This is a genomic window from Frankia sp. BMG5.60, assembly GCF_059428125.1.
Window position 1 is genome coordinate 3,388,823 of the sequence record NZ_CM182091.1, and the last position, 22,569, is coordinate 3,411,391.

The following is a 22,569-nucleotide window of genomic DNA, read 5'->3' on the forward strand; positions in this document are numbered from 1 at the left end:
CTGTCGCGCTACGACCACGCCGACCGAATCGGTAGATGTAGATGTCACGTCACCGAACGTATGCCTACCGGTGCTCCAGGTCGCGGGAAGAACCCGACGTCAACGAAGTAGTCCACGTAGCGGTCGATCATGTCGTCGTCGATCTGGGGAAAGGTGATGGCGGAGCCGGCCAGCCCCTTCTCGGTGTTCTCACGCCCGAACACCACCGGCGATCGAACGGCGTCGGTGGAACCCCCGGTGTCGACCGGTGCGCCGTCAGCCGCGGCGACGGCGACGGCGAGGTCGCCGCTCTCGGCCGCGAGCTCCAGGGAACGTCGCCACTGCCGGGTTCCTAGTAGAGTGAGCTGGTACCCGCGCACCCGGAGACGGTCATAGATGGCACGAACCGGCACTGGTCGCGGGCTGGTGAGGTGATAGGTGGCGAAGGCCCCCGTGCGCAGCAGCCGAACGAGGGCGCGAGCGGTCCAGTCGACCGGGACCAGGTCGGCCACAACCGCCGCCCCACCTACGTCCCAGTCCGGCGCGACGCCGAGTGTGACCATGACTCGGAGCTGCGCCCAGAAAGCGTCGGCGGTACTGCCCACGCCGGTAGCCGAGTCACCGCACACCCGGCTGGGACGGTATATGGACACCGGCACGCCGCGCTCGGCCGCGGCGAGCACGAGCTGTTCGGCGGCCCATTTGCTCGCCACATAGCCGTTGCGCAGCAGCGAATTCGGGCTGACGCGCCGGTCCTCGCGCAGGATCGGCGGATTACCGTCTACAGCGAAGGCCATGTCACAGCTGGAGACATGGTGCACGGGTTTGACTCTCCCGGTCGTCGCCAACCGCAGGATCTCCACCGTCCCGCCCACGTTGGCGGCACGCAGACGCCCGTAGGGTTCGAGATGGTGCACCCGCGCACCGTTGTGCACGATGACGTCGATGTCCTCGGCCAGCCGCATGAAGTCCCGGGAGGAGAGGCCGAGTTCGGGCCGGGCCAGGTCGCCGGGCAGCCCGACGACGCGATCGTCGACGCCCTTCTCGGACAGCCGGAAACGGCGCAGCGCGGCCCGCACGCGGTCCAGGGCCTGCTCGACATCGCCGGCCCGCACCAGGCAGTGCACGCGGGCATCAGTCTCGTCGAGAAGTTCCCGCAGCAGGAAGGCACCGAGAAAGCCGGTCGCACCGGTGAGGAGAACCTGGCGCGGGTCGCTCACCCTGACCGGATCGACCGGACCCGTGCCGCGACCGTCGATCCCCGGCGGGAGCAGGGTCTCGGCGGCGAGGTCGATCCCGCTCCAGGGGTGTCCGTCGTCGTTCGTCGCCCCACCCGCGGCCGGCTCGGCCGCGAGCTCCTGATTCAGGAGGACTGCGAGGCGCGCGACGGTGGGCGCCTCGAACACCGACCGGATACCCAGTCGCACTCCAGTGGTCGCGCGCAGGCGTGCAAGCAGCCGGGCCGCCAGGAGCGAATGTCCGCCCAGGGCGAAGAAGTCGTCGTCGACGACGATCCGGGGAAGCTCCAGAGTCTCGGCGAACAGCTCGCACAGCAGCCGCTCCGACTCGTCGCGGGGAGCCCGGCCCGTCCGCTCGCCCCCGAACCGGGGCGCGGGAAGGGCGGCGCGGTCGAGCTTGCCGTTGATGGTTCGCGGCATCCGGTCCACGACGACGAAGGCCGCCGGGATCATGTGGTCCGGCAGCCGACGGGTCAGGTGCTGGCGCAGCCGGTCGGGACCGCCCGAAGCCACGCCGGCGAGCACGACATAGGCGACGAGCCGGTCGCCCCCGGGTCCGTCCGAGCGCGGGATCACCGCGGCGGCCGCGACGTCGGGATGCGCCCTCAGCACCGTCTCGATCTCCCCGAGCTCGATCCGGAAGCCGCGGATCTTGACCTGGTCGTCCGCCCGGCCGAGGTACTCGAGTAAGCCGTCCCGGCGGCGACGGGCGAGGTCGCCCGTTCGGTACATCCGCTGCCCGGGAGGGCCGAAGGGATCAGTCAGGAACCGTTCGGCCGTCAGGTCTGGTCGGCGATGATAACCACCGCCCACCGGAACGCCGGCGAGGTACAGCTCACCCACCGTTCCCGGCGGTACCAGCCGGCGGGCGTCGTCGAGGACATAGGCGCGAGCGCCGGTGACCGGACGGCCGATGACGGGGGTCTCGCTGTCGCGCAGCCGCGCCCAGACGGTGTCAACAGTGCACTCGGTCGGTCCGTACAGGTTGTAGGCGCTCAGGCCGGGGGCCGCGCGCAGAGCCGACCACAGGGTCTGGCCGGCCGCCTCGCCACCCAGAGCGATCACCGCCGGCAGGTGCGACGCCATGGTGAGCAGCCCCGCGGCGACGAGTTCCTCCGCGTAGGTCGGGGTGATGTCGAGGAAGTCGATGTGGTGCTGGGCAACGTACTCCAACAGCAGCGCGGGCTCGCGCCGATCGTCGTCGTCGATCAGGTGCAGCTCATGGCCGGCGAGCATCCACAGCAGGCCCTCCCAGGAGGTGTCGAAGGACAACGAGGCGGTAAGTGCCGCTCTCGCCCGCCGGCCGAGTCTCACCGCCTCCGGCTCGATCATCTCGGCGCGATGGTGTTCGAAGAGATTAACCATCCCTCGGTGCGTGACCACCGCGCCTTTCGGTCGACCCGTCGAGCCGGAGGTGTAGATCAGACAGAGCGGATGTTCGGGGAGCAGCGCCGTGGTCCGATCCGCGTCGGTCAGATCCCGGTCAGGGCGGATGCCCCGGGCGGCCGCCGTATCCGATGCGATCAGACTGGCTGGCTCGTCGAGGACCACCGTGTGCATGCGCCAGTCGGCGTCCGAGGCACTTGCTCCGGACGCGGCCGGTCCCACCGCGGCTGCCAGGTTGTCGGCCAGCGCCCGCACCGTGACCACCACGGCCGGTCGGGCGTCATTGAGCATGAAAGCAATCCGGTCAGACGGGTGGTCGGGATCTATCGGGACGTAGGGAGCCCCCGCCTTCAGCGAGGCGAACAGGGCCACCACCGCGTCCACGGTGCGGGGAAGCAGGAGTGCCACCGGATGGCCGGGACCGGCACCGCAGCTGACCAGGAGCCGGGCGAGGCGGTTGGCCAACGCGCCCAGCCGCGCGTACGAGAGGGTCTCCTGGCTGCCGGAGCGGTCGCGGGCGACAACAGCCGGCAGGTCGGGTGTGGCGCGCACTCGCGCGTCGAACAGGTCGACGACCGTGCCCACAGCGAATCCTGCGGACGGGGCCTGGTGGCGAGCAGGAGCTCGCGCTCACCGTCGAGCAGGAGATCCACATCGCCGACGGGGTCGCCCCACCGAGCCGCCAACCTGCCCAGGTAGGCGATGAGGCGACGGCTATGATCCACGAGCTCCACCGAGTCGTAGCAGTGGGGATTGGCATCCACGGCCACTCGCAGTCCCTCGCCGTCCATCCGGTCGTAGACGTTGCAGGCAATGTCCTCGACAATGCCGGCGGACACGTTGCGCACCAGGGCCGGGTGGCCGTCGAACTTCAGTCCGTAGTCGAACGGCATGATGTTGACCGAGGGACCGAACAGCCGGCGGTCGCCGCCCACCAGCCGCAGATCGCGGCGCAGTTGCTCGTACCGGTACCGGTGATGGGGCCGACTCGCGCGCAGCTCGCCCGCCACCTGCGCCGTCAGGTCGATCAAGCTTGCACCCGGCTCGACGCGCACCCACACCTGGATGATGTTGAGAGCCATGCACGGTACCCGCAGGGCCACTGAACCGGTGCGGCCCATTACCGGCAGGGCGATGGAGACCTCCGCCGAGGCGTCTCGACCACGGGGGCCAACCATCCGATACACGAACGCCGCCGTGGCGGCCACCCAGGCGTGCGTCCAGTTGGCCTTCGCGAGCCGGGCCGCGTCCCGCAGGCCGGCGAGGACCTCAGCGTCCACGTCGACGGTATGGCGCAGGACGTTTCGCGGAAGCGGACCACCACGTCCCGCGAGGGTCATCGGACGGGCCCGGTTCTCGTGGTAGGCAGTCCAGAATCGTCGATCCTGCTCATACCGTTCGGATTCGGCGTAGGCGGCGTCCTCGGCCACGACGGCGGCGAGGGATCCGAAGGTGAGCGTGGGAGGTGTGTGTCGCCGCGCCAGCGCGGTGTAGACCTCGGCCACCCGGCGTGCCATCAGCGCGAATCCGAACCCGTCGAGGGCAACATGGTGGGTGATACCAGAGCACCCGCCGGTCACCGATGCGGAACAACGCATGCCCGAACACGGGGTCGTTGTGCAGATCCACGGGACGAGCGACGTCGGCGGTCATCCAGGCCTCGGCAGCTGCCAGCGGGTCGGACTCGCCGCGCAGGTCGGCGACGGGCAGCGGCCAGTCCACCGAGATGATCTCCTGCCACGGACCCTCGTCTCCGGCACCGAAGCGGACGCGCACCGCCTCGGTCTCGGCGACGACGGAACGAATGGCCGACCCGAGCAGGTCGAGCCGGACGTCGCCATCGATCTCGACGTATTCGGCGGTGTTGTAGGCAGGAGAGTCGGGATCGAGCTGCTGGCCGGTCCAGATGCCGTGCTGGGCCGCCGAGAGCGGGAGTCGCTCAGAGCCTGTCCTGAATCTTGATGGGTTATCGGTCGGTCGTCGGTCTGGGTGTCCAGCGTTGGACCAGGGTGCCGCGGGCGAGGCGGCGTGCCATGGTGCGGATCATCGCCCAGTGGATGAAGGTGGCGGAGCTTGCAGGGTCGTGTTCGTAGTCGCGGGCGAGGCGGCGGTGGGCGGTGATCCAGGCGAGGGTGCGTTCCACGACCCAGCGTCGTGGGAGAGCCTGGAAGCCTTTCTGGCCGTCTTTCTTCCGGACGATCTCAACCGTGGTCTTCACGAAGCGGGCGGCCCAGTCGACGAACTTTCCGGCGAAGCCGCCGTCGGCGAACAGGTGCCGGCAGCTGGGGGTGGCGAAGTAGTGATCGATGAGCAGCTGGCGGGCGCCGTCCCGGTCTTGCCGGCTGGCCGGGACGATCAGCACCCCCAGCAGCAGGCCGAGGGTGTCGACGACGATGAACCGCTTGCGGCCGTTGATCTTCTTCCCCGCGTCGTAGCCGCGAGAGGCGGCGGTAACGACCTGGGAGCCTTTGACCGACTGGGAGTCGATCACACCGGCGGTCGGCTCGGCCGCTCTGTGCTCGGTCTGGCGGACCGTGTCGCGTAACCCGTCGTGGACACTGATCGTCACCCCTTTCTTCTTCCACCGGTCGAAGAAGCCGTAGACCGTCTTCCACGGTGGGAAATCCACCGGCAGCGCCCGCCACACGATGCCGTTGTGGGTCACGTAGAGGATCGCGTCCACGATGTCGCGCCGGTCGTGGCTCTCGGGCCGGCCGTCCTTCGGGACCGGGGGCAGCAACGGCTCGACGTAGGCCCACTCCGCGTCGGACATATCGGAGGGATAGCGGCGAGATCGACCCATGCCCCGACCGTGGCCAGCCCGACCCGTCCGATCACGCCACCACACCGCGAAGATCAGAAACAGATCACGCGCAGGCCACACAACCAAGATCTAAGACAGGCTCTCAAAGGGCGTTTGATCCCTCTCCGGGGATTGTCGACTGGTTCGTTTCCCACCGATGGTCACGCATAGCAGTTTTACGCCGAGATCCATGCGCGATCCAAGCTGCTTTGGCCGATATGACGCCCATGACAGCGCCGCGTTAGCGCCGAAAGATCCTGTCTCATCCCGCCATCTGACGGTCTACGACCTTGCCAGTGACGGAAAGAAATCCGGGTAGCCACCGCCGGTCCGCGGTAGGCCACAACCATGACCGAGCAGCGACGCTACCCCAGCGACCTGTCCGACGCCCGATGGAGACTGGTCGAGCCCGTGCTGACCGCCTGGCGCGCCGAACGACACCGCAAAGGCCTGACCATCGGACGCCCCCCGGCGCATGACCTACGCAGCATCCTGAACGCGATCCTGTATGTCGACCGGACCGGTATCCCCTGGCGCTACCTTCCCCACGACTACCCGCCCTGGGAAACCGTCTACGGCTACTTCGCCCACTGGCACAACGACGGCATCCTCGACCAGCTCGTCGCCCTGACCCGGTGCCACGTCCGCACCGACGCAGGCCACGACCCTGAACCCACCGCCTGCGTGATCGACTCCCAGAGCGTCAAGACCGCCCCCACCGTTCCGGCTGCCACCCAGGGCATCGACCCCGGAAAGAAGATCATCGGACGGAAACGCACCATCATCGTCGATACCCTCGGGCTGCTGCTCACCGTCCTGGTCACCACCGCCGGCACCTCCGACAGCCGTGCCGGCCTCCAGGTACTGACCACCGTTGCCGCCACCCATTCCAGAATCCGTAAAGCCTGGGCTGACAGCGCCTACCGCACCATGGTCATCGAGCACGCCGCCGGGCTGGGCATCGACGTCGACACCGTCCACCGCGACCCCACAACCACAGGGTTCATTCCTCTTCCACACCGTTGGATTGTGGAACGTACCTTCGGCTGGCTGATGGGCTACCGCCGCCTCGCCCGCGACTACGAAGCCCACCCCACCCGCTCCGAAGCCATGATCAACCTTGCGATGATCGACCTCATGGCCCGCCGCGCCACCGGCGAATCCACCTCAACCTGGCGAGGAACATAAACCCGAACAAGACAGAACCCACAGGATCGAACACCCTGTCAGGCATCCGACGTCTCCGAACCCCGGGGATCGCGCGAGGACAGGAGCCGCCAGAACGAGGCCGGGGTCGGGTTCTCGGCCAGATCGACGAAGCTGACGTCGGCTCCGCGGGCGCGCCAACGCTCGACCAGCGTGATCAGACCGATGGAGTCCATACCTGCCGCGGAGAGATCGTCATTGTCGCCGAGCTCGTCCTCGGTGAGGAACAGCAGCTCGCAGACGTCGGCTCGGATTTCTTCGAAGGTGATCGCCTCGGGCAAGAATTCCTCCTTGAACAGGCCGTGACCCCGCCTAGATCGGGCCGCGAGGAGCACATCGGTCGGTTAGTTAACCTGGCGTTCGCGGTCGGCCCAGTACGTATGGCGCAGGTCGCGGCGAAGGATCTTCCCACTCGGATTGCGGGGGATCTGGCCGACGAAGGTGAAATGGGTGGGAATCTTGAAAGTAGCGATCCGGTCGCGCAGAAAAGAGACCAGGTCACGTGGACCTGCCGCACGCTCGTCCCGCAGGGCGACGAAGGCGTGGACGGCCTCGCCGAAACGGTCGTCGGGAACTCCGATCACCGCCGCATCGGCCACCGCGGGATGTTCCGCCAGCGCCTTCTCGATCTCACTCGGGTAGATGTTCTCGCCAGCCTTAATGATCATGTCCTTGAGGCGGTCGCGGATGAACAGATACCCATCCGGGTCGAGGTAACCGGCGTCACCGGTGTACACCCAACCGTCGACCAGCGTCTCGCCCGTCGCCTGCGCCAGGTTCCAGTAGCCGAGCATCCGCGCGGGCGTACGGAGGCAGATCTCCCCCACCTCGCCGACCGCCAGCGTCGCCCCGTCCGCACCGACCGCCTTCACCTCGACGCCCGGGTAGGGACGCCCGGCGGCCCGTAGCCGAGGACCTCCGCTAAAATGATCTTGAGGAGGAAGGCAGACAGCGGTGTTACCGGTCTCCGTCAGGCCGTAGATCTGAGCAAACTCGCAGTCGAAGGTGTCCAGCGCCGCCAGCAGCAGGGGCTCCGAGATGGGTGAACCCCCGTAGACGATCTTCCGCAACGTCCGGAACGCCGCGCGGTCGGCCTCCGGCTCGGCGAGCATCAGCCGCAGCATCGACGGCACCACGCACGCCGTCGTCACGCCCAGATCGCGGATCAGCCGGACGGCGCCGCGGCTGTCGAACGACGGCATCACCACGCTGGTGACGCCCGTGGCGAAGTTCTGCATCGCCCACCAGATGCCGCCGACATGGAAGCCCGGAATACCGATCAGAGCGCGATCACCCTCTCGCCAGTCGATCCAGTCCAATCCCGCCCGAGCAAGGGACTCCCGAATGGCGAAGAAACTGCGCTGGGCGAGGACCACACCTTTCGGAAGGCCGGTGGTCCCACTCGTGTAGAGCTGTATCACCGCGTCGTCCGGCCCGGTCGTCTCGACGAGATCGCCGGCGGGCTGTTCGGCGTTCCAGTCGGCGAGGCCGGGATAGGTGCCGGCGAGCGCCCGTCCGCGGGCGGGCACAGCGTCGGCAGTGGAATCCGTCACGACGATCGAGAGGCCGGGAAGATGCTCGATCGCCCGCTCGGCGATCGAGCGCAGGCTCCGGTCGACGAACAGCAACCGACTGCCAGAGTCCCGGAGGATGTGGTCAATCTCCGGGACGGTCAGCCGCCAGTTGATGGGGACGAGCACCGTCCCACTCTTCGCGCAGGCGAAGAACACCTCGTAGTACCGCTCGGATTCCTTGCCGAGGAAGGCCACTCGCGCCCCGGGCCGAAGACCGGACGCCACCATGGCATGCGCGGTACGATTGCTGTCCCAGTTCAGTCGGGCATAGTCGATCGACCGCCCTTCGCAAATGATCGCGGGGTGATCGGGCCGCGATGTCGCCTGGAAGCTCGCCACGGCGGCCACGGTGCGCGGTTGTCGGGTCTGGCTCATCCCGGTCCCCCGCCGCGATCCTCACCGACTATCGCGATCGAAGCCGTCCCATGGCAGAACCCCCCGCGTCATCCCGGTACCGGAACGACGTCGTCATCGAGATCAGCGGTGCCGCCGTCGGCCTCAGCCTGCGCCGAGTCAGCCGCTCCACCCGCAGCTCACCCGTGAATCCGCGCGGGTCGATAGGTCTCGTGAACGTGCTTTGGAAACGGGCGATGAGGATGTCGGAGAGCTGACGTCGCCAGAACTCGTCCATCGACCACGCGCCGAAGACCGGACCCACCCGATCCCGCACCGACCGGGCGACGACCAGGTACAGCATCTGGTTGAAGCAGATGGTGACCTCAACGCCGTTGAGATGCCCCGTGTCGTCGATGTAGCAGGATTCAGGTATGCCGAACGTCGCGGTGGCCTGCAGGCCGCCCTCGTCGAGGACCGCCGTCATCGACTGGAGGTAGCGGCAGTGCGGCTTGTAGCAGCGCAGCACGTCGGCGCGCAGCTGCGGATCGTCGGCGAAGCGGCCCGCGGGCTCCTCCCCCGGCCGGACCTGCACCGTCTCGATCACGGCGTCGCCACCGCGGCCCACGGCTTCGGCGCCCCGGAGGCGGCCGGCGGGTCGTAGACCGTGATCCGGTAGGAAACCGCGGGCTCGGTGGTCGAGGTGTGCAGCGCCCGGTGCACCAGGCTCTGGTTGTCCCAGACCAGCAGATCCCCCTTCTCGAAGGTCTGCAGGCGGATCGCCGGGTGGTGTGGGTCGGGTCGAGCTGTCCGCTGGCCTCGAGCAGCGCGCGCAGCAGCTCGGGGCGCTCACGGCCGTCCGCCTCCTCCACCGACAGGGTGAATCCCTCGCTGAGGTAGAGGATCATCTCGCCGGTGTGCGGATGCGGATGGGCGGTCGGGCGGCGCACCGGCGGAGTGCGTGCGTCGATCTCGGCCACCAGCTCCGAGATCGGGCGGTACACGTCATCCGGCCGGATCTTGAAGTAGCGCCGGACGCTGTGCCGGGCGAAGGTGGTCCGGGCGGCGGTGCGCAGCGGCTCGTCCAACGATGTGTAGGCGCGACGCATGTCGATGAAGTACGTCCCGCGGTTTTCCTTGGGGATGATCTGAGGATAGATCAGGGTAAGGTCGAACGGCCGGGAGGTGAACTGGTAGTCCGAATGCCAGAACTTCCCCGTCCGCGGGACGCCAACGCGGTCACGCCCAGTGACCAGATTTGAGGAGACGAAAATCTCACGAACGTCGGGGTGATGGTAGATGGGCTCATGGTATGCCTCCGGCACACCCAGTCGGCGCCCTAGGTCCAGAAACGCCTGCGGATCGAGATCCTGGCCTTTTAGGACGGCGATCCGTTCCCGGTAGACAGCCCGCTTCAGGTCCATCACGTCGGTGTCCGACGCGGAGTCGAACCCCTCTACGGTTATTCCGAAGCCGTTTTCCTGCGGTTGCATTCTCACGACAGCGACCTCCCGCGCACCATAAGAACGACCCCTTCGGTTTTCGTGATCATGTCGCTGCGGCGACAACCTCTTTAACCAGGTCCGCAACATATTCGATCATTGGAACCCGATCGTCGGGGACCTCGATCCCGAGTTCCTTCTCGATGCGACCAAGTAGGTCGACCATCGCCAGGGAGTCGATGCCGAGGTCCAAGAGCCTCATCGACACCGCAAACTCCTCAGCGGTTTCCGGTGAATACTCCCGGACGAACTTGTTGATCATCAGGGTCAGCCCCTCGGGTTGAGTGGGATCTACATCGAAGGACATGTGGTCTCGCTCCTGTCAGCGATCGGCGACGGATACCCGTCACACGGTGATTTCCGGCCATTCGAATGCCACGGATCCCCAGGTTGTGCCACCTCCGAAAGCCGTGGCCAGGACACGGTCTCCGGTGTGGAGTCGCCCCGCGCTGTGGGCGGCCGACAGCGCCAGGGGGATCGAGGCTGCGGCGGTGTTGCCGACCTCGCCCAGATTTGCGAACACCCGGTCCGCCGGCATACCGAGTTCGATTCCCACGGCGGTCAGGATGCGCTGGTTCGCCTGGTGTCCCACGAACAGGTCGACCTCGCTCGTGTCCCACCCGACCATCGCCAGTGCGGCGCGAGCGGAGGCGGTCATCCGCCGCACAGCATGCCGATAGACGACCTGGCCCTGCATGGAGAACCACAGGTCGGACGAACCTACGTTCTCGGCCGTCCGCGGCCGGCGGGATCCCCCGGACCTGACGACGATCAGCTCCTCCTGGGTGCCGTCGCTGCCCAGATCGACGGCGAGCAGGGCGCCGGTATCACCCGGCGATCCGGCTCGCAGGACCACTGCTCCCGCCCCGTCACCGAAGACCGCCGCAGAACTGCGGTCGTGGGGACCGAGTAACGTCGAGAACGTGTCCGCGCCGATGACCAGGACGCTTTTGGCTGTCCCAGCACCGATCAGGCTCTGACCGACGGCGAGCGCATACACGAATCCGGAACAGACGGCACCCAGATCGAAGGCGGGTGCCCGGTCCAGGCCGAGACGGGTGGCCACCAGGGGGGCGGTTGCGGGGCACGGCCGGTCTGGTGTCGTCGTGGCCACGACGACCATCCCCACGGAGTCCACCCCAGCGGATCTCAGCGCGGCCGCACCGGCCCGTACCGCCAGGTCGGACGTGGCTTCACCGGGCGCCACGACATGGCGCGTCGCAATTCCCGTCCGCTCCCGTATCCAGGCGTCAGATGTGTCGAAGCGGGCCGCGAGGTCGTCGTTGGTAACCACGGTCGATGGGACATAAGCGCCGATGCCGGCGAGCACGGCGGCACGCACCGGACCGACCGCGGATCCACCGGATATCCTACCCCGGGTGAGGAACGGCTCCGCGATCGATTCCCCGGGGGCGTGCCTCAGCGTGGTCTGCCCACGCGCCCTACCGGCAGGAACGGGTTCCATGCCCAAGTAGTCGGATGTACCCCGGAAGAAGTTCCCGGCATGTTCGACGAGCCACGCGGCGCCCAGCGTCGAATCAGGAATTTCTCCTCGGATTTACCTCAGAGCCTGTCTTAGATCTTGGTTGTGTGGCCTGCGCGTGATCTGTTTCTGATCTTCGCGGTGTGGTGGCGTGATCGGACGGGTCGGGCTGGCCACGGTCGGGGCATGGGTCGATCTCGCCGCTATCCCTCCGATATGTCCGACGCGGAGTGGGCCTACGTCGAGCCGTTGCTGCCCCCGGTCCCGAAGGACGGCCGGCCCGAGAGCCACGACCGGCGCGACATCGTGGACGCGATCCTCTACGTGACCCACAACGGCATCGTGTGGCGGGCGCTGCCGGTGGATTTCCCACCGTGGAAGACGGTCTACGGCTTCTTCGACCGGTGGAAGAAGAAAGGGGTGACGATCAGTGTCCACGACGGGTTACGCGACACGGTCCGCCAGACCGAGCACAGAGCGGCCGAGCCGACCGCCGGTGTGATCGACTCCCAGTCGGTCAAAGGCTCCCAGGTCGTTACCGCCGCCTCTCGCGGCTACGACGCGGGGAAGAAGATCAACGGCCGCAAGCGGTTCATCGTCGTCGACACCCTCGGCCTGCTGCTGGGGGTGCTGATCGTCCCGGCCAGCCGGCAAGACCGGGACGGCGCCCGCCAGCTGCTCATCGATCACTACTTCGCCACCCCCAGCTGCCGGCACCTGTTCGCCGACGGCGGCTTCGCCGGAAAGTTCGTCGACTGGGCCGCCCGCTTCGTGAAGACCACGGTTGAGATCGTCCGGAAGAAAGACGGCCAGAAAGGCTTCCAGGCTCTCCCACGACGCTGGGTCGTGGAACGCACCCTCGCCTGGATCACCGCCCACCGCCGCCTCGCCCGCGACTACGAACACGACCCTGCAAGCTCCGCCACCTTCATCCACTGGGCGATGATCCGCACCATGGCACGCCGCCTCGCCCGCGGCACCCTGGTCCAACGCTGGACACCCAGACCGACGACCGACCGATAACCCATCAAGATTCAGGACAGGCTCTCACTGTCGTCTCGACCTCGCCGGGCGCAACGGGCGTGCCATCGCCTCCAGCCGCGGGGCCCCAACGGCGTCGCCGGCACCCAGCCCGCACCTGTCTTCGCCGACCTCGCCGGCAAGATGGGACAGGTCCGCCACGGGAAATGGCTCCACGGAGCGCGCGAGGCCGGACAACATGATCGCGTCGGCGCGCCACGCACGGCAACCCGCGCATTGCAGCAGGTGGGCCTCGACGAGCTCGTCCGCGCGGTAGGTCTCCTCGCCGTCGATCCGTGCGGATATTTCTTCACGCCAGTTCTCGCAGCTCATGCCCCCATTGTTGTCCGATCGGTTGTAGAAGTTCCGGTAGCCGCGAAAGAGCACCGAATCCGCGATAGCCTTCGCGGAGTGTCCACTGCCGAGCACGATGAGCAGGAGATCACCCGGTGGGCGACGGCGGGGGGGCGGGGCGACCGCGCCGCGGCAGCCGCGTTCATCCGCGCGACCCAGCGTCAGACATACCGGTTCCTCGTCCATCTCACCGATGCCGGCGTTGCGGAGGATCTCTGTCAGGAGACCTATCTGCGGGCGATGCAGTCCCTGCCGCGGTTCGCCGAACGATCGTCCGCCCGCACCTGGCTGTTGGCGATCGCCCGCCGGGTCGCGGCCGACCACGTCCGCACGGTCGTGCGCCAACCTCGTTCCCTCGCGCTCTCCGACGGGCCTGCAGCGGCGATCGATGCCTGGCCGGACGACGTGTCGGTCGAGGGTGAGGCAGTGCTGCTCGCACTTCTGCGGGACCTGCCCCCGGATCGACGGGAGGCCTTCGTCCTGACCCAGCTGCTTGGCCTCAGCTACGCCGAGGCCGCGGCGGTGTGTCAATGCCCGGTCGGCACGATCCGCTCCCGGGTAGCCCGCGCCCGTGAGGCCCTGATCACTGCCTACCAGGGCCACTGCGCACCCTCCGGTTCCATGCATGCCGCCGGCTGAACAGCGGGAATCTGTGCTGCCCGGTTCCGTACCGCAGTCGCCGCAGGCTTCGCATCCCGACGGTGCCGCCGGCAGGGCTGGCGATCACTGACCCTGATGCCCAGTCGAGCACGACAACCAGGCCCCAATTTCGTCGACCGTCAGGTTGACAATAACCGGTGGGATTGTTACCCATGTCATGGAGAAGCGGGATCGCCACCGCTCCCGGCGGCAGGGTCGATGATCGACCAATAGGAATTGATCATCAACGGTGAGCTCGTCGCCGCCCGCTCCGGACGGACGTTCGAGAACATCAACCCCGCCACAGAGAAGATCCTCGGAGCCGCCGCCGACGCGGGACCGGCCGACCTCGACGCGGCGGTCGCGGCGGCCCGACGCCGGGTCGACCAGGGCACGCGGAGCGCCCGACCCGGCGTTCCGGGCGCACTGCCTGCGTCAGCTCCAGACCGCGTTGCAGGCCCGGATCGAACAGATCCGCGAGGTCCTCATCGCCGAGACCGGCTGCACACTGTCGCTGAGCCGGCTCATGCAGGTCGAGCCGGTGATCGCCGACATCGCCTACGTCGCCGACCTCGCGGAGTCCTACGAGTACGAACAGGCACTGCCCGACACGACGACCCTCATGGGCCCGGCGAGCCGGATCGTGCGCCGCGAGCCGGTCGGCGTCGTCGGTGCCATCACCCCGTGGGACTTCCCGCTGATGCTGAACCTGGTCAAGGTCACCGGCGCGCTCGCCGCGGGGAACACGGTGGTGCTCAAGCCGGCCCCGGACACCCCGTGGACCGCCGCGCTGCTCGGCCGGATCGCGCTGGAGGACACCGACCTGCCCCCGGGCGTGTTCAACGTCGTCACCTCCGCCGACCACGGGATCGGCGCCCAGCTCACCGCCCATCGCGACGTCGACCTGATCACGTTCACCGGCTCGACCGTGACGGGCCGGGCGGTGATGGCCTCGGCGGCCGGGACGGTGAAGCGGACCTTCCTCGAACTCGGCGGGAAGTCGGCCTCCATCGTGCTCGACGACGCCGACCTCGGCTCCGTCGTCGGACTCGCCGCCTCCCACATCTGCTTCCACGCCGGGCAGGGCTGCGCGCTGGCCACCCGCATCCTCGTTCCGCGCTCCCGCTACACCGAGGCGGTCGACGCGGCCGAGGCCGCCGTGCGCGCCTTCCCGTACGGCGACCCGATGGACCCGGCGAACATGATGGGCCCGCTCATCAGCGACCGGCAGCGGACCCGGGTGCTCGACTACATCAACCTCGGCCGGTCCGAGGCGAAGCTCGTCTGCGGCGGCGATCGCTCACCGCATCACGACCGCGGTTTCTACGTCGAGCCGACGCTGTTCGTCGACGTCGATCCCGACGCCCGCATCGCCCAGGAGGAGATCTTCGGCCCGGTCGTGACGGTGCTCCCGTTCGACGATGACGACGACGCGGTCGCGATCGCCAACAACAGCATCTACGGCCTGTCGGGCGTGGTCTCCAGCGGCAGCGTCGAGCGGGCCATGTCCGTGGCCCGCCGGCTGCGGACCGGGACGGTCGCGATCAACAACGCTCACTGGCTCGCCCCGGACTCGCCGTTCGGCGGCTACAAGCAGAGCGGTCTCGGCCGGGAGAACGGCATCCCCGGCTTCGAGTCCTTCCTGGAGATCAAGACGATCGGGTACCCGCCGGCCTGATGCGAGCCGTGTGCCGGCCGGCGGGTCCATGACCAGCACGCGGTGCCGGCCGCCCGGCGGGGGCGGTGCTGCGCAAGGGTGACGTGCGTTCCCGGGCCGACCAGCAGATCGCCTTCGACGCCGGGGTCGCCCAGCTCGGGCACGTCGACATCGCGATCGCCAATGCCGGCGTGATCATCTCCGGCAGTGACCACCCGGACATGCAGCAGGTGTGGGACGACGCGCTCGGGACGATGCTCACCGGCGCCTGGCACACCCTCCAGCTCGCCGCCGCCCACATGCGCGAACGCCGGACCGGCAACATCATCGTGACGAGTTCCGTGGCGGGGCTGAAGGCGTTCACCGACGGCACCGCCGGCGCCGACGCCTACACGGCGGCCAAGACCGCCGTGGTGGCCCTGGTCAAGGCATACGCCGCCCTGCTGGGCCCGGACAACGTCCGCGTCAACGCCGTCGCGCCGACCGGGGTGAACACCGCGATGGTGGTGGAGAACCCCGCGCTGTTCGAGAGCATCGCAAGCCTGCCGCACCTCGCGGCCGCGATGCAGAACGCGCTTCCCGTCGAGCTGATCGAACCCCGCGACGTCAGCGAGGTCATCGCCTTCCTCGTGTCCGACGAGGCCCGCATGATCACCGGCTCCACCCTCGCCGTCGACGCCGGCTCGATGGCCCGTCCCTGACCGGGTCGTGCAGTCCGGCGGCCTGATAACCATCAATCAAGGTGTGGTGATCCCTGCAAAGAAGCAGCGGATTTTTCGCTCCTGACGAGGGCGCGTATCTGATCTCTCAGCCAGTGGTGAGCGGGATCGAGGTCGTGGCGCACGTGCCACGCCTGCGAGATCGGCAGTGCCGGCAGCTCGGCGGGAACCTCGTAGAGATGGGCGCCGGTGAGCGCGGCGACCTGTCGCGCGCAGCCGGCTGTGATCAACCCGGTCAGCTCGGAATCGGCGATGATGTGCGCCGCCGCGGTGAAGGTCGGTACCGCGGCCACGACCGTGCGGACGAGGCCGTGTTCGGCGAGGACGTCGTCGAAGGCTCCGCGGGTGCGACCCCGCCGGGAGACCGTGACATGGTCGACCGACGCGAGTCGGTGGAGCGTGACCGGACCGGAAGCCAGGGGGTGGCCGGCCCGGACCATGCCGACAAGGTGCTCGTCATAGAGCGGCTGGGTGCGCACCTCCGGGCCGAACCCGTGCACGACGCCGAGGTCGATGTCGACGAGCCCGTCCCGCAGGGGGTGAGGTCCTCCTCTCCCTCAGGAATGAACCGCAGGGTGACCCCAGGCGCCACGGCCCGCACCCGAGCAACGAGACACGCGGCGAGCAGGGCGACCAGCGCGTCGTTATTGCCCGACAAGCAGCAGCGACCAGGGCCGACAGGTAGGGGCTCAGCCCGGACGACGAATACCGGATGGGGTCCAACACCAAGACGATGGTGGCCACCCTGGTCCTGCAGCAGGTGGCCGAGCACCGGATGACGCTGGCCGACCCGATCGAAAAATGGCTGCCCGGCCAGATCCCGAACGGTCGGAACATCACCGTGCGTATGCCGCTCAACCACACCAGCGGACTGTTCAACTACGTCGGTGCCCGCCGGCAACGCCACGTAGAACGCGCGCCACCACGCCCGGCCGCACCCGGACGGCAGCAAGACCACGAAATAGCAGCTACCCAGGTATGACGAGCGACGAGGCACGCGAGATCGTGACCAGATGGGCCACGGCCTCGGGACTGTCCGGCGAACCGGTGTAACGAGCCGGCCGTAGCGATCCCTTTGGTGGCAGACCGGCAGGTCAGCAGCTTTCGGTGGAGCCGATCGCCTGCGGATTCAGGCGCGGCCGGTTCTGCGTGGGCGATCCGAGGAACTTGCCCTGTGCGGCTCAGCGCATACCGGGGGCGCAGTCATGTTCACGATTCGGCACCCCGGTTCTGGGGTGAAGCGGTGGCGATGACGCACACCGCTGGAGGGTCGAGCAGAAGGGTCTGGGTGCGCGTGTTGCTGAGTCCGGCTTGAATCAGGAGGGTTTCGATGTCCCGGGCGGCGTTCCGGGAGGTTTTCGCGGTGGCTCCCGGGCAGCGGGGCTGGGACACGATGGCGATGCACCCGCCCGGTGTGAGTCGCTGACGGAGCCGGGTGAGCCGCTCGGTCGGGGCGGACCAGAACCCCAGCACGTTGACGGCGAGGATGGCGTCGAAGGGGCCGATCTCGGGCGGGATCTCGTCGACGGAGGCTCTGAGCAGGGTGACTCTCCCGGCTCGGACGGTTGCGGCGTTGCGCCGCGTGGCGTGATGGTGCATCACGGCGGAGTGATCGACGCCGTAGACGTGGGCTGCACCCGCGCGAGCCAGGGCTGCGATCGCCACGCCGGGACCGTAACCGATCTCGAGGACCTGGTCGGTGGGCTGCACGTCCAGCAATGAGACAGCCCAGATGCTGCGGCGGCGGTTGGAAGGTCGACGGGCCATCTCCCAGGCGGTCAGTCTTCCGGCTGGGCCTCGGGGGTGATGAGCCTGGCCGACCAGGTCTGGATCCAGGAGGCGGGCAGCGGTGATCCCGATGCGGGGAATTGCGTACTCGAGAGCTGCGTCAACTGCCCGGGTCACTGCTGCTGGCATTCTTGGTTCATGTCGCGTTCGCATGGCGGGCAGTCAAAGCCTTCAAGCGCACCTGAGGTCAAGGGGCCTGGCGTTCTGATCACCATCGGGGAGTTGGCCCGCCGGGCCGGCGTCAGTGCCTCGGCGCTGCGGTACTACGAGGAGGTCGGCCTGCTCGTTGCCCCGGTCAGAGTGTCGGGTCAGCGCCGCTATCCGGAATCGGCGGCCCGGCTGGTCGCCACCATCCAGCTGTACAGCGATGCGGGGTTCACGCTTGCCGAGCAGAAAGCTCTGATGGCCTCGCACGAGCGTGGGCCGGGTGAATGGCGGCGGCTGGCCCGGCGCAAGCTCGCCGAACTCGACGAGCAGATCGCTCGGGCCCAGGCCGCCCGTGATGCGATCAGTCATGGACTGTGCTGCCCTCATGAGGACATCACCCAGTGCCCCACCTTCACCACCGGTGTCACCGCCAGGCTCGCCGGCCGACCGCTGTCGGAATCCCACCCGCAGCTGCACGGACGACGTCCGCATCAGGCGGCAGCCGCCGCCGAATGACGGGCCACCGGGGAGCCGGTTGAGCCATCTGTCTCGTGAGTGTTCCAGAAGAGTTTCGTGGCCGCCGCGGGCCGAGAAGACCGCATGTCAGCAGGTCAGAGGCCAGTTTAGGGGGCAGTGATTCCATGGCGGACCTTGTGCACCACCATCCGAACCGTTCGATCTTGATTCAAGGCCCTGAAATCACTGTCCGTCCGGTCTCCGCGCGGATTCTGACCAGGAGCGATGTGAAGTGACTGCCGAGACTTGAACATCATCTACCGGATCGAACGAGTGATCCGCAAACCTGGCCGTTTCCGACGCTTCCACGCGCCTGGTGACGGTGCTCCCGGGCATGATGGTCGAGCTAAAGGTCGTTGATGGCGCGGATCCGCTCGCGCGGGGTGTCCGGGTTCACGAACTGCTCGCCAGACGAGACCGACAAAGGGGTCGGGCACGATCCCCGTTGCGGTAGACGGGTCCTTCCTTGCAGGCCACACTTAGGAGCGGCAGCGTCCGGACAGGCAAACGTTCCCAAACGAGGGCAAGCCTTATGTCGACTAACCGGGCAGGGAAGTCTATCCGAATTCCTGGGCCGTAGATCATCAGCCACTTTCCCGTCGGACCTTGGTCGTTGGCGGCTTGGATGACCTTTCTCGAGGAGTTGTTGTGCCGTTGCTCCGAGGTTCCCGGGGGCCAGCCCGCGTCGGCGCGGTCACGCGAACAGCGGTGGTCATCGCGGCCGCCATGACTGTTGGTCCGGCCGCCAGCGGTCTTCGGCCGCCGACCGGCGGTGTCCACCGGCCGGCGGCGCAGGCGATAACACAGGCTCCGGCACTCCCCGGCGCACAGCCAATCTCACCGGACGACCGGGTATACACCGCCGACCAGGACTCCAACACCGTGACCGTGATCGACCCGAAGACCGATACGGTGCTGGGCACGATCCCCCTGGGAAAACCGCGCATGGACACGGACGCGGACGTCCTCGGCGCGATGTATCACGGGCAGATCGGCGTCCACGGTCTCGGGTTCTCGCGCGACGGCCGCTACCTCGACGTCGTCGATGTAACCACCAACGCCGTGCACGTCATCGACACCGCGACCAACCAGGTGCTGCACACCATCTACCTCGGCCGCGCCCCGCACGAGGGCTTCTTCTCCCCAGACGGAAACCAGTTGTGGGTAGCCGAGCGAGGCCAGGACACCGTCGCCGTCGTCGACTGGCGCAACAACCAGGTCATCGACCGCATCCACTCCGAAGACGGCCCTTCCAAGGTGGTCTTCAGCCCGGACGGCCAACTAGCCTACGTCAACCACATGGGCGCCGATACCTTCGATGTGATTGACGTAGCCAGCCACAGAATTATCCAGCACGTCGCCATCCCGGCCAATGCCGGCGGCTCCTCCGACGAGGCGATCTCCCCCGACGGCAAGGAGATCTGGCTGGGCATGCCCAACAACGGCAAGACCACCACTGTCGTCAACACGCAGACCTACCGGGTCGAGGCCGTCCTGGACACCGGCCCGCGGACCAACCATCCCAACTTCGTCACCGTCGACGGCGTCGACTACGCCTACCTGACGGTCGGCGACCTGAACCAAACTCTGGTTTATCGGCGCTCGATCGGCCGAGCGCCGACATTGGTCAAACGTATCCACAACCACGGCGCCGGTCCGCACGGCATCTGGCCCAGCCCCGACAACACCCGCATTTACGTGGCGCTGCAGTACTCCGACGCGGTCGACGTGATCGACACCAGGTCCATGCAAGTGATCGATACCCTCCGCGTCGGACAGTCCCCGATGGCCCTGGTCTACCTCGCGCGCAGCAGCCCCGGTAGCACCACGAACCTCACTCGGCAAGGCCTCGGTATGCGCATCGAGAACCGCCCCATCGCAGTGCAAGGCGTTTCCGGAACCGGAGACGCTCAGCTCCGCGCCCTACCCGGCGTCGACGAAGTCGCCGTCCGCGCCCGAGGACTGCCACCTCATCGTGCCTTCACCGTGTACGCCACCCGGGGCATCGACACCATCGCGTTGCTCACGGCCACCAGCAACAGCATGGGTGTCATCCCCGAAGCGCTGGTCTTCGTTGCCTTCTTCGCCAACAACTACGAGAACCTCATCCTGCGCCCCGCCGCCACGCCCGCCACAGTGCCCCGCGGCCCCGTCGACGCAGGTGGTGGCGGCACCACCGAAGGATAGAAACATTGTCACCCAGGTGGGGGTGCGACTCCGCGCCGTGCCGGTCGGACGACACACGCCAAGGCCCGAGAAGGCGAGCCGATCGCGGTAGTCGAGCCCTTCGCGACAGACGAGGCGAAAGGCCTCGCCGAGGTGATCCCAGCTCCGGCCCACAGCGTGATTCTCGTGCGACGGCACCGATGCTCAGGGCCGCGAAGTCAGCGACGATCCAGTCCAGGCTGCTGTCGCCCATCAGCGCCAGCCGGTCGCGAAAGAAGTTCCGACACGAAGGTCTACTTCACGGCTTGACGGGCCCCTGACCTGCGCAGACAGACGTCTCGTGCCCGAGATCCCCGGGTTCGACAGCGGAACTGGAAGTATCCGTCGGGCCGGCCCAGTCCTTGGTGCGCCGGCCGTACAGGACGGCGGCGAGCGGCGCGCAGATTCCTATGATCGCGAACGACCAGATGAGTGCGGCGGCGAGCGGATGCTGCATCGGCCGGGCGTCGAGTCCGCTGGAGGGATTGGGGTTTCCGAGCAGGTCGCGAGCGGCCGCGGTGACGGCGCTGACCGGATTCCGGTTGGCGATGGTCTCCAGCCAACCCGGCATGCCCTGGGTGGGAACCATGGCGTTGGAGACGATGGCGAGCGGAAACAACAGAACCAGACCGAGACTCTGCGCGCTCTCCGGTCCCTCGGCGACCATGCCGATGCAGGCCGGTGAACGAGCGTGCCACCAGGACGGTGGCACGCCACATCGGCAGCGTGCGGAAGCGGTCGATGACACCGGTGGTCAGGTCCGTACTCAGGCCCACTGCCGTCCCGCTCGTCGCGGTGGTGAGGTTGAGCGCGAGCAGCCCGGCGAGCGCGAAATCCTGGTAACTGCCGCCCGGGATCGTCACGCCGCTGCCGAACACGTAGACGAACAGCAGGCTGAACACGACCGGCTGGATGGTGACGTCCGACAGCTGCAGCGGCTCGCGAGCCACGTGCACAAGGTTGCGGTGGGTGAGTACCGACACTTCGCGACTCAGGCGCCGAAGGGCGTTGCCGGGGTCGATCACGCCGACCGCGCTGGTCGGGACCGCGACGCTTTGACTTGACATCATGCGGAGACCACCGTTCGGTCGGAGTCGACCGGCGTGCCGGTCAGGGCGTGGAACACGTCGTCCAACGACGGCGGATGGACGGCGACGTCGTCCATGAGGACTCCGGCCTGGTCCAACGACCGGACGACCGCGGTAGCCAGACCCGCGCCCCCGTCGACGGCGGCCCGCAGCCGCCGACCGTCCTGACTGGCCTCGGCCGTCCCCGTCACGAGCGGGCCCAAAGCCCGCGCTGCCGCGTCGTGCGCGCGGCTGAGTGTCACCTTCCAGGCGCGCGCCGCCGGTGGTGCTCTTCAGCTCGCGGGGAGTGCCGGCGGCGATGACGCGGCCGTGGTCGATGACGACGATCTGGTCCGCCAAGGTGTCGGCCTCGTCGAGGTACTGCGTGGTGAGCAGGACGGTCGTGCCCTCCTTCACGAGCTCGCGCACGACGTCCCACATCCGCTGCCGACTCACCGGGTCCAGGCCCGTGGTCGGTTCGTCGAGGAACAGCACAGGCGGACGTGCCACCAGCCCCGCGGCCAGGTCGAGGCGGCGACGCGTCCCGCCTGAGTACCCCTTCACCGCTCGGTTCGCGACGTGACCGAGTTCGAAGCGTTCCAGCAGCTCGGCCGCTCGCGCCGCCGCACGGGAGCGCGGCAGGCCGCTCAGACTGGCGAGCATCATCAGGTTCTGGCGTGCGGTCAGTGCCTGGTCGACAGTCGCGTCCTGGGCGGTCACACCGATCCGGCGCCGGATCTCGCCCGGATCGGCGCGTACGTCCCACCCCGCGACGCGGGCCGACCCGCTGTCCGGCCGAGTCAGTGTCGTCAGTACCCGGATGGTCGTCGACTTGCCGGCGCCGTTGGGGCCCAGCACGCCGAGCACGGTTCCCTGGGCGACGGCCAGCGAGACGCCGGCCAGCGCCTGGGTTTCCCCGTAGCGTTTCGTCAGGCCCTCGGCCTCGATGACCG

Annotated in this window: 19 protein-coding genes and 5 pseudogenes; 9 read left to right on the forward strand and 15 right to left on the reverse strand. The window is 67.9% G+C overall.

Annotated elements, in window-relative coordinates; all coding sequences use genetic code 11:
* Positions 1-44: 44 nt before the first annotated feature.
* From AC5R91_RS13520 to AC5R91_RS13535, 4 genes and pseudogenes are all read right to left on the reverse strand, one after another.
* Positions 45-3,188 carry a non-ribosomal peptide synthetase gene (locus AC5R91_RS13520; protein WP_495397503.1) on the reverse strand — a complete coding sequence of 1,048 codons (3,144 nt, stop codon included), beginning with the start codon at positions 3,186-3,188 and terminating at the stop codon, positions 45-47.
* Between the two features lie 41 nt (positions 3,189-3,229).
* Positions 3,230-4,201 (reverse strand): annotated as a pseudogene (locus tag AC5R91_RS13525) (condensation domain-containing protein); the annotation flags it as partial.
* A gap of 19 nt (positions 4,202-4,220) precedes the next feature.
* A pseudogene (locus tag AC5R91_RS13530) lies at positions 4,221-4,511 on the reverse strand (condensation domain-containing protein); the annotation flags it as partial.
* 58 nt (positions 4,512-4,569) lie between these two features.
* Entirely contained in the window at positions 4,570-5,406 is an 837-nt protein-coding gene (locus tag AC5R91_RS13535; RefSeq protein ID WP_495397504.1) for an IS5 family transposase, read from the reverse strand.
* Between the two features lie 348 nt (positions 5,407-5,754).
* Here AC5R91_RS13535 and AC5R91_RS13540 point away from each other — a divergent pair, with 348 nt between their 5' ends.
* Positions 5,755-6,594, forward strand: coding sequence for an IS5 family transposase (locus AC5R91_RS13540; protein WP_495392532.1), 840 nt, complete (start codon positions 5,755-5,757; stop codon positions 6,592-6,594).
* 38 nt (positions 6,595-6,632) lie between these two features.
* Here AC5R91_RS13540 and AC5R91_RS13545 read toward each other — a convergent pair whose 3' ends face one another.
* From AC5R91_RS13545 to AC5R91_RS13570, 6 genes and pseudogenes are all read right to left on the reverse strand, one after another.
* Positions 6,633-6,893, reverse strand: coding sequence for a phosphopantetheine-binding protein (locus AC5R91_RS13545; protein WP_495397505.1), 261 nt, complete (start codon positions 6,891-6,893; stop codon positions 6,633-6,635).
* A 63-nt stretch (positions 6,894-6,956) separates the two neighbouring features.
* A complete protein-coding gene (locus tag AC5R91_RS13550) occupies positions 6,957-8,561 on the reverse strand; it encodes a long-chain-fatty-acid--CoA ligase (RefSeq protein ID WP_495397506.1) in 1,605 nt (534 codons plus the stop codon).
* 28 nt (positions 8,562-8,589) lie between these two features.
* Positions 8,590-9,126 carry an FcoT family thioesterase gene (locus tag AC5R91_RS13555; protein ID WP_495397507.1) on the reverse strand — a complete coding sequence of 179 codons (537 nt, stop codon included), beginning with the start codon at positions 9,124-9,126 and terminating at the stop codon, positions 8,590-8,592.
* A gap of 220 nt (positions 9,127-9,346) precedes the next feature.
* Positions 9,347-10,111 (reverse strand): annotated as a pseudogene (locus tag AC5R91_RS13560) (TauD/TfdA dioxygenase family protein); the annotation flags it as partial.
* Positions 10,068-10,328 (reverse strand): acyl carrier protein, encoded by a 261-nt coding sequence (locus AC5R91_RS13565; protein ID WP_495397508.1) that lies wholly within the window; start codon positions 10,326-10,328, stop codon positions 10,068-10,070. The gene AC5R91_RS13565 and the pseudogene AC5R91_RS13560, both read right to left, overlap by 44 nt.
* Positions 10,329-10,367: 39 nt before the next feature.
* A complete protein-coding gene (locus tag AC5R91_RS13570; protein ID WP_495397509.1) occupies positions 10,368-11,363 on the reverse strand; it encodes a beta-ketoacyl-ACP synthase III in 996 nt (331 codons plus the stop codon).
* A 327-nt stretch (positions 11,364-11,690) separates the two neighbouring features.
* On the opposite strand from AC5R91_RS13570, the gene AC5R91_RS13575 reads away from it, so the two are divergent.
* Positions 11,691-12,527: an IS5 family transposase gene (locus tag AC5R91_RS13575; RefSeq protein ID WP_495397504.1), complete on the forward strand. Its 837-nt coding sequence runs from the start codon at positions 11,691-11,693 to the stop codon at positions 12,525-12,527.
* Between the two features lie 24 nt (positions 12,528-12,551).
* On the opposite strand, the gene AC5R91_RS13580 is transcribed toward AC5R91_RS13575, so the two are convergent.
* Positions 12,552-12,857: a zf-HC2 domain-containing protein gene (locus tag AC5R91_RS13580; protein WP_495397510.1), complete on the reverse strand. Its 306-nt coding sequence runs from the start codon at positions 12,855-12,857 to the stop codon at positions 12,552-12,554.
* A gap of 78 nt (positions 12,858-12,935) precedes the next feature.
* Here AC5R91_RS13580 and AC5R91_RS13585 point away from each other — a divergent pair, with 78 nt between their 5' ends.
* The 3 genes from AC5R91_RS13585 (at position 12,936) to AC5R91_RS13595 (ending at position 15,875) form a co-directional block, all read left to right on the forward strand.
* A complete protein-coding gene (locus tag AC5R91_RS13585; protein WP_495397511.1) occupies positions 12,936-13,517 on the forward strand; it encodes a sigma-70 family RNA polymerase sigma factor in 582 nt (193 codons plus the stop codon).
* Between the two features lie 250 nt (positions 13,518-13,767).
* Positions 13,768-15,195 carry an aldehyde dehydrogenase family protein gene (locus tag AC5R91_RS13590; protein ID WP_495397512.1) on the forward strand — a complete coding sequence of 476 codons (1,428 nt, stop codon included), beginning with the start codon at positions 13,768-13,770 and terminating at the stop codon, positions 15,193-15,195.
* A 65-nt stretch (positions 15,196-15,260) separates the two neighbouring features.
* A complete protein-coding gene (locus tag AC5R91_RS13595; RefSeq protein ID WP_495397513.1) occupies positions 15,261-15,875 on the forward strand; it encodes an SDR family oxidoreductase in 615 nt (204 codons plus the stop codon).
* 32 nt (positions 15,876-15,907) lie between these two features.
* Here the strand turns inward: AC5R91_RS13595 and AC5R91_RS13600 are convergent, their stop codons facing one another.
* Positions 15,908-16,429, reverse strand: a complete 522-nt coding sequence (locus AC5R91_RS13600) for a LysR substrate-binding domain-containing protein (RefSeq protein ID WP_495397960.1) — start codon at positions 16,427-16,429, stop codon at positions 15,908-15,910.
* Between the two features lie 167 nt (positions 16,430-16,596).
* Between AC5R91_RS13600 and AC5R91_RS13605 the strand changes: the two are divergent.
* Positions 16,597-16,875: pseudogene (locus tag AC5R91_RS13605) on the forward strand (serine hydrolase); the annotation flags it as partial.
* Between the two features lie 227 nt (positions 16,876-17,102).
* Here AC5R91_RS13605 and AC5R91_RS13610 read toward each other — a convergent pair.
* The gene (locus tag AC5R91_RS13610; RefSeq protein ID WP_495397514.1) at positions 17,103-17,612 is read right to left on the reverse strand and encodes a class I SAM-dependent methyltransferase; all 510 of its coding nucleotides are present in this window, start codon (positions 17,610-17,612) and stop codon (positions 17,103-17,105) included.
* An 87-nt stretch (positions 17,613-17,699) separates the two neighbouring features.
* Between AC5R91_RS13610 and AC5R91_RS13615 the strand changes: the two genes are divergently transcribed.
* Positions 17,700-18,344 (forward strand): MerR family DNA-binding transcriptional regulator, encoded by a 645-nt coding sequence (locus AC5R91_RS13615; RefSeq protein ID WP_495397515.1) that lies wholly within the window; start codon positions 17,700-17,702, stop codon positions 18,342-18,344.
* A 708-nt stretch (positions 18,345-19,052) separates the two neighbouring features.
* Positions 19,053-20,531 carry a YncE family protein gene (locus tag AC5R91_RS13620; protein ID WP_495397516.1) on the forward strand — a complete coding sequence of 493 codons (1,479 nt, stop codon included), beginning with the start codon at positions 19,053-19,055 and terminating at the stop codon, positions 20,529-20,531.
* Positions 20,532-20,808: 277 nt separating this feature from the next.
* Here AC5R91_RS13620 and AC5R91_RS13625 read toward each other — a convergent pair whose 3' ends face one another.
* A complete protein-coding gene (locus AC5R91_RS13625) occupies positions 20,809-21,216 on the reverse strand; it encodes an ABC transporter permease (RefSeq protein WP_495397517.1) in 408 nt (135 codons plus the stop codon).
* On the opposite strand from AC5R91_RS13625, the gene AC5R91_RS13630 reads away from it, so the two are divergent.
* The gene (locus tag AC5R91_RS13630; protein WP_495398111.1) at positions 21,137-21,613 is read left to right on the forward strand and encodes a short coiled-coil protein; all 477 of its coding nucleotides are present in this window, start codon (positions 21,137-21,139) and stop codon (positions 21,611-21,613) included. The two genes, AC5R91_RS13625 and AC5R91_RS13630, sit on opposite strands and share 80 nt — an antisense overlap.
* 2 nt (positions 21,614-21,615) lie before the next feature.
* On the opposite strand, the pseudogene AC5R91_RS13635 reads toward AC5R91_RS13630, so the two are convergent.
* Positions 21,616-22,564: pseudogene (locus tag AC5R91_RS13635) on the reverse strand (ATP-binding cassette domain-containing protein).
* Positions 22,565-22,569: the final 5 nt, after the last annotated feature.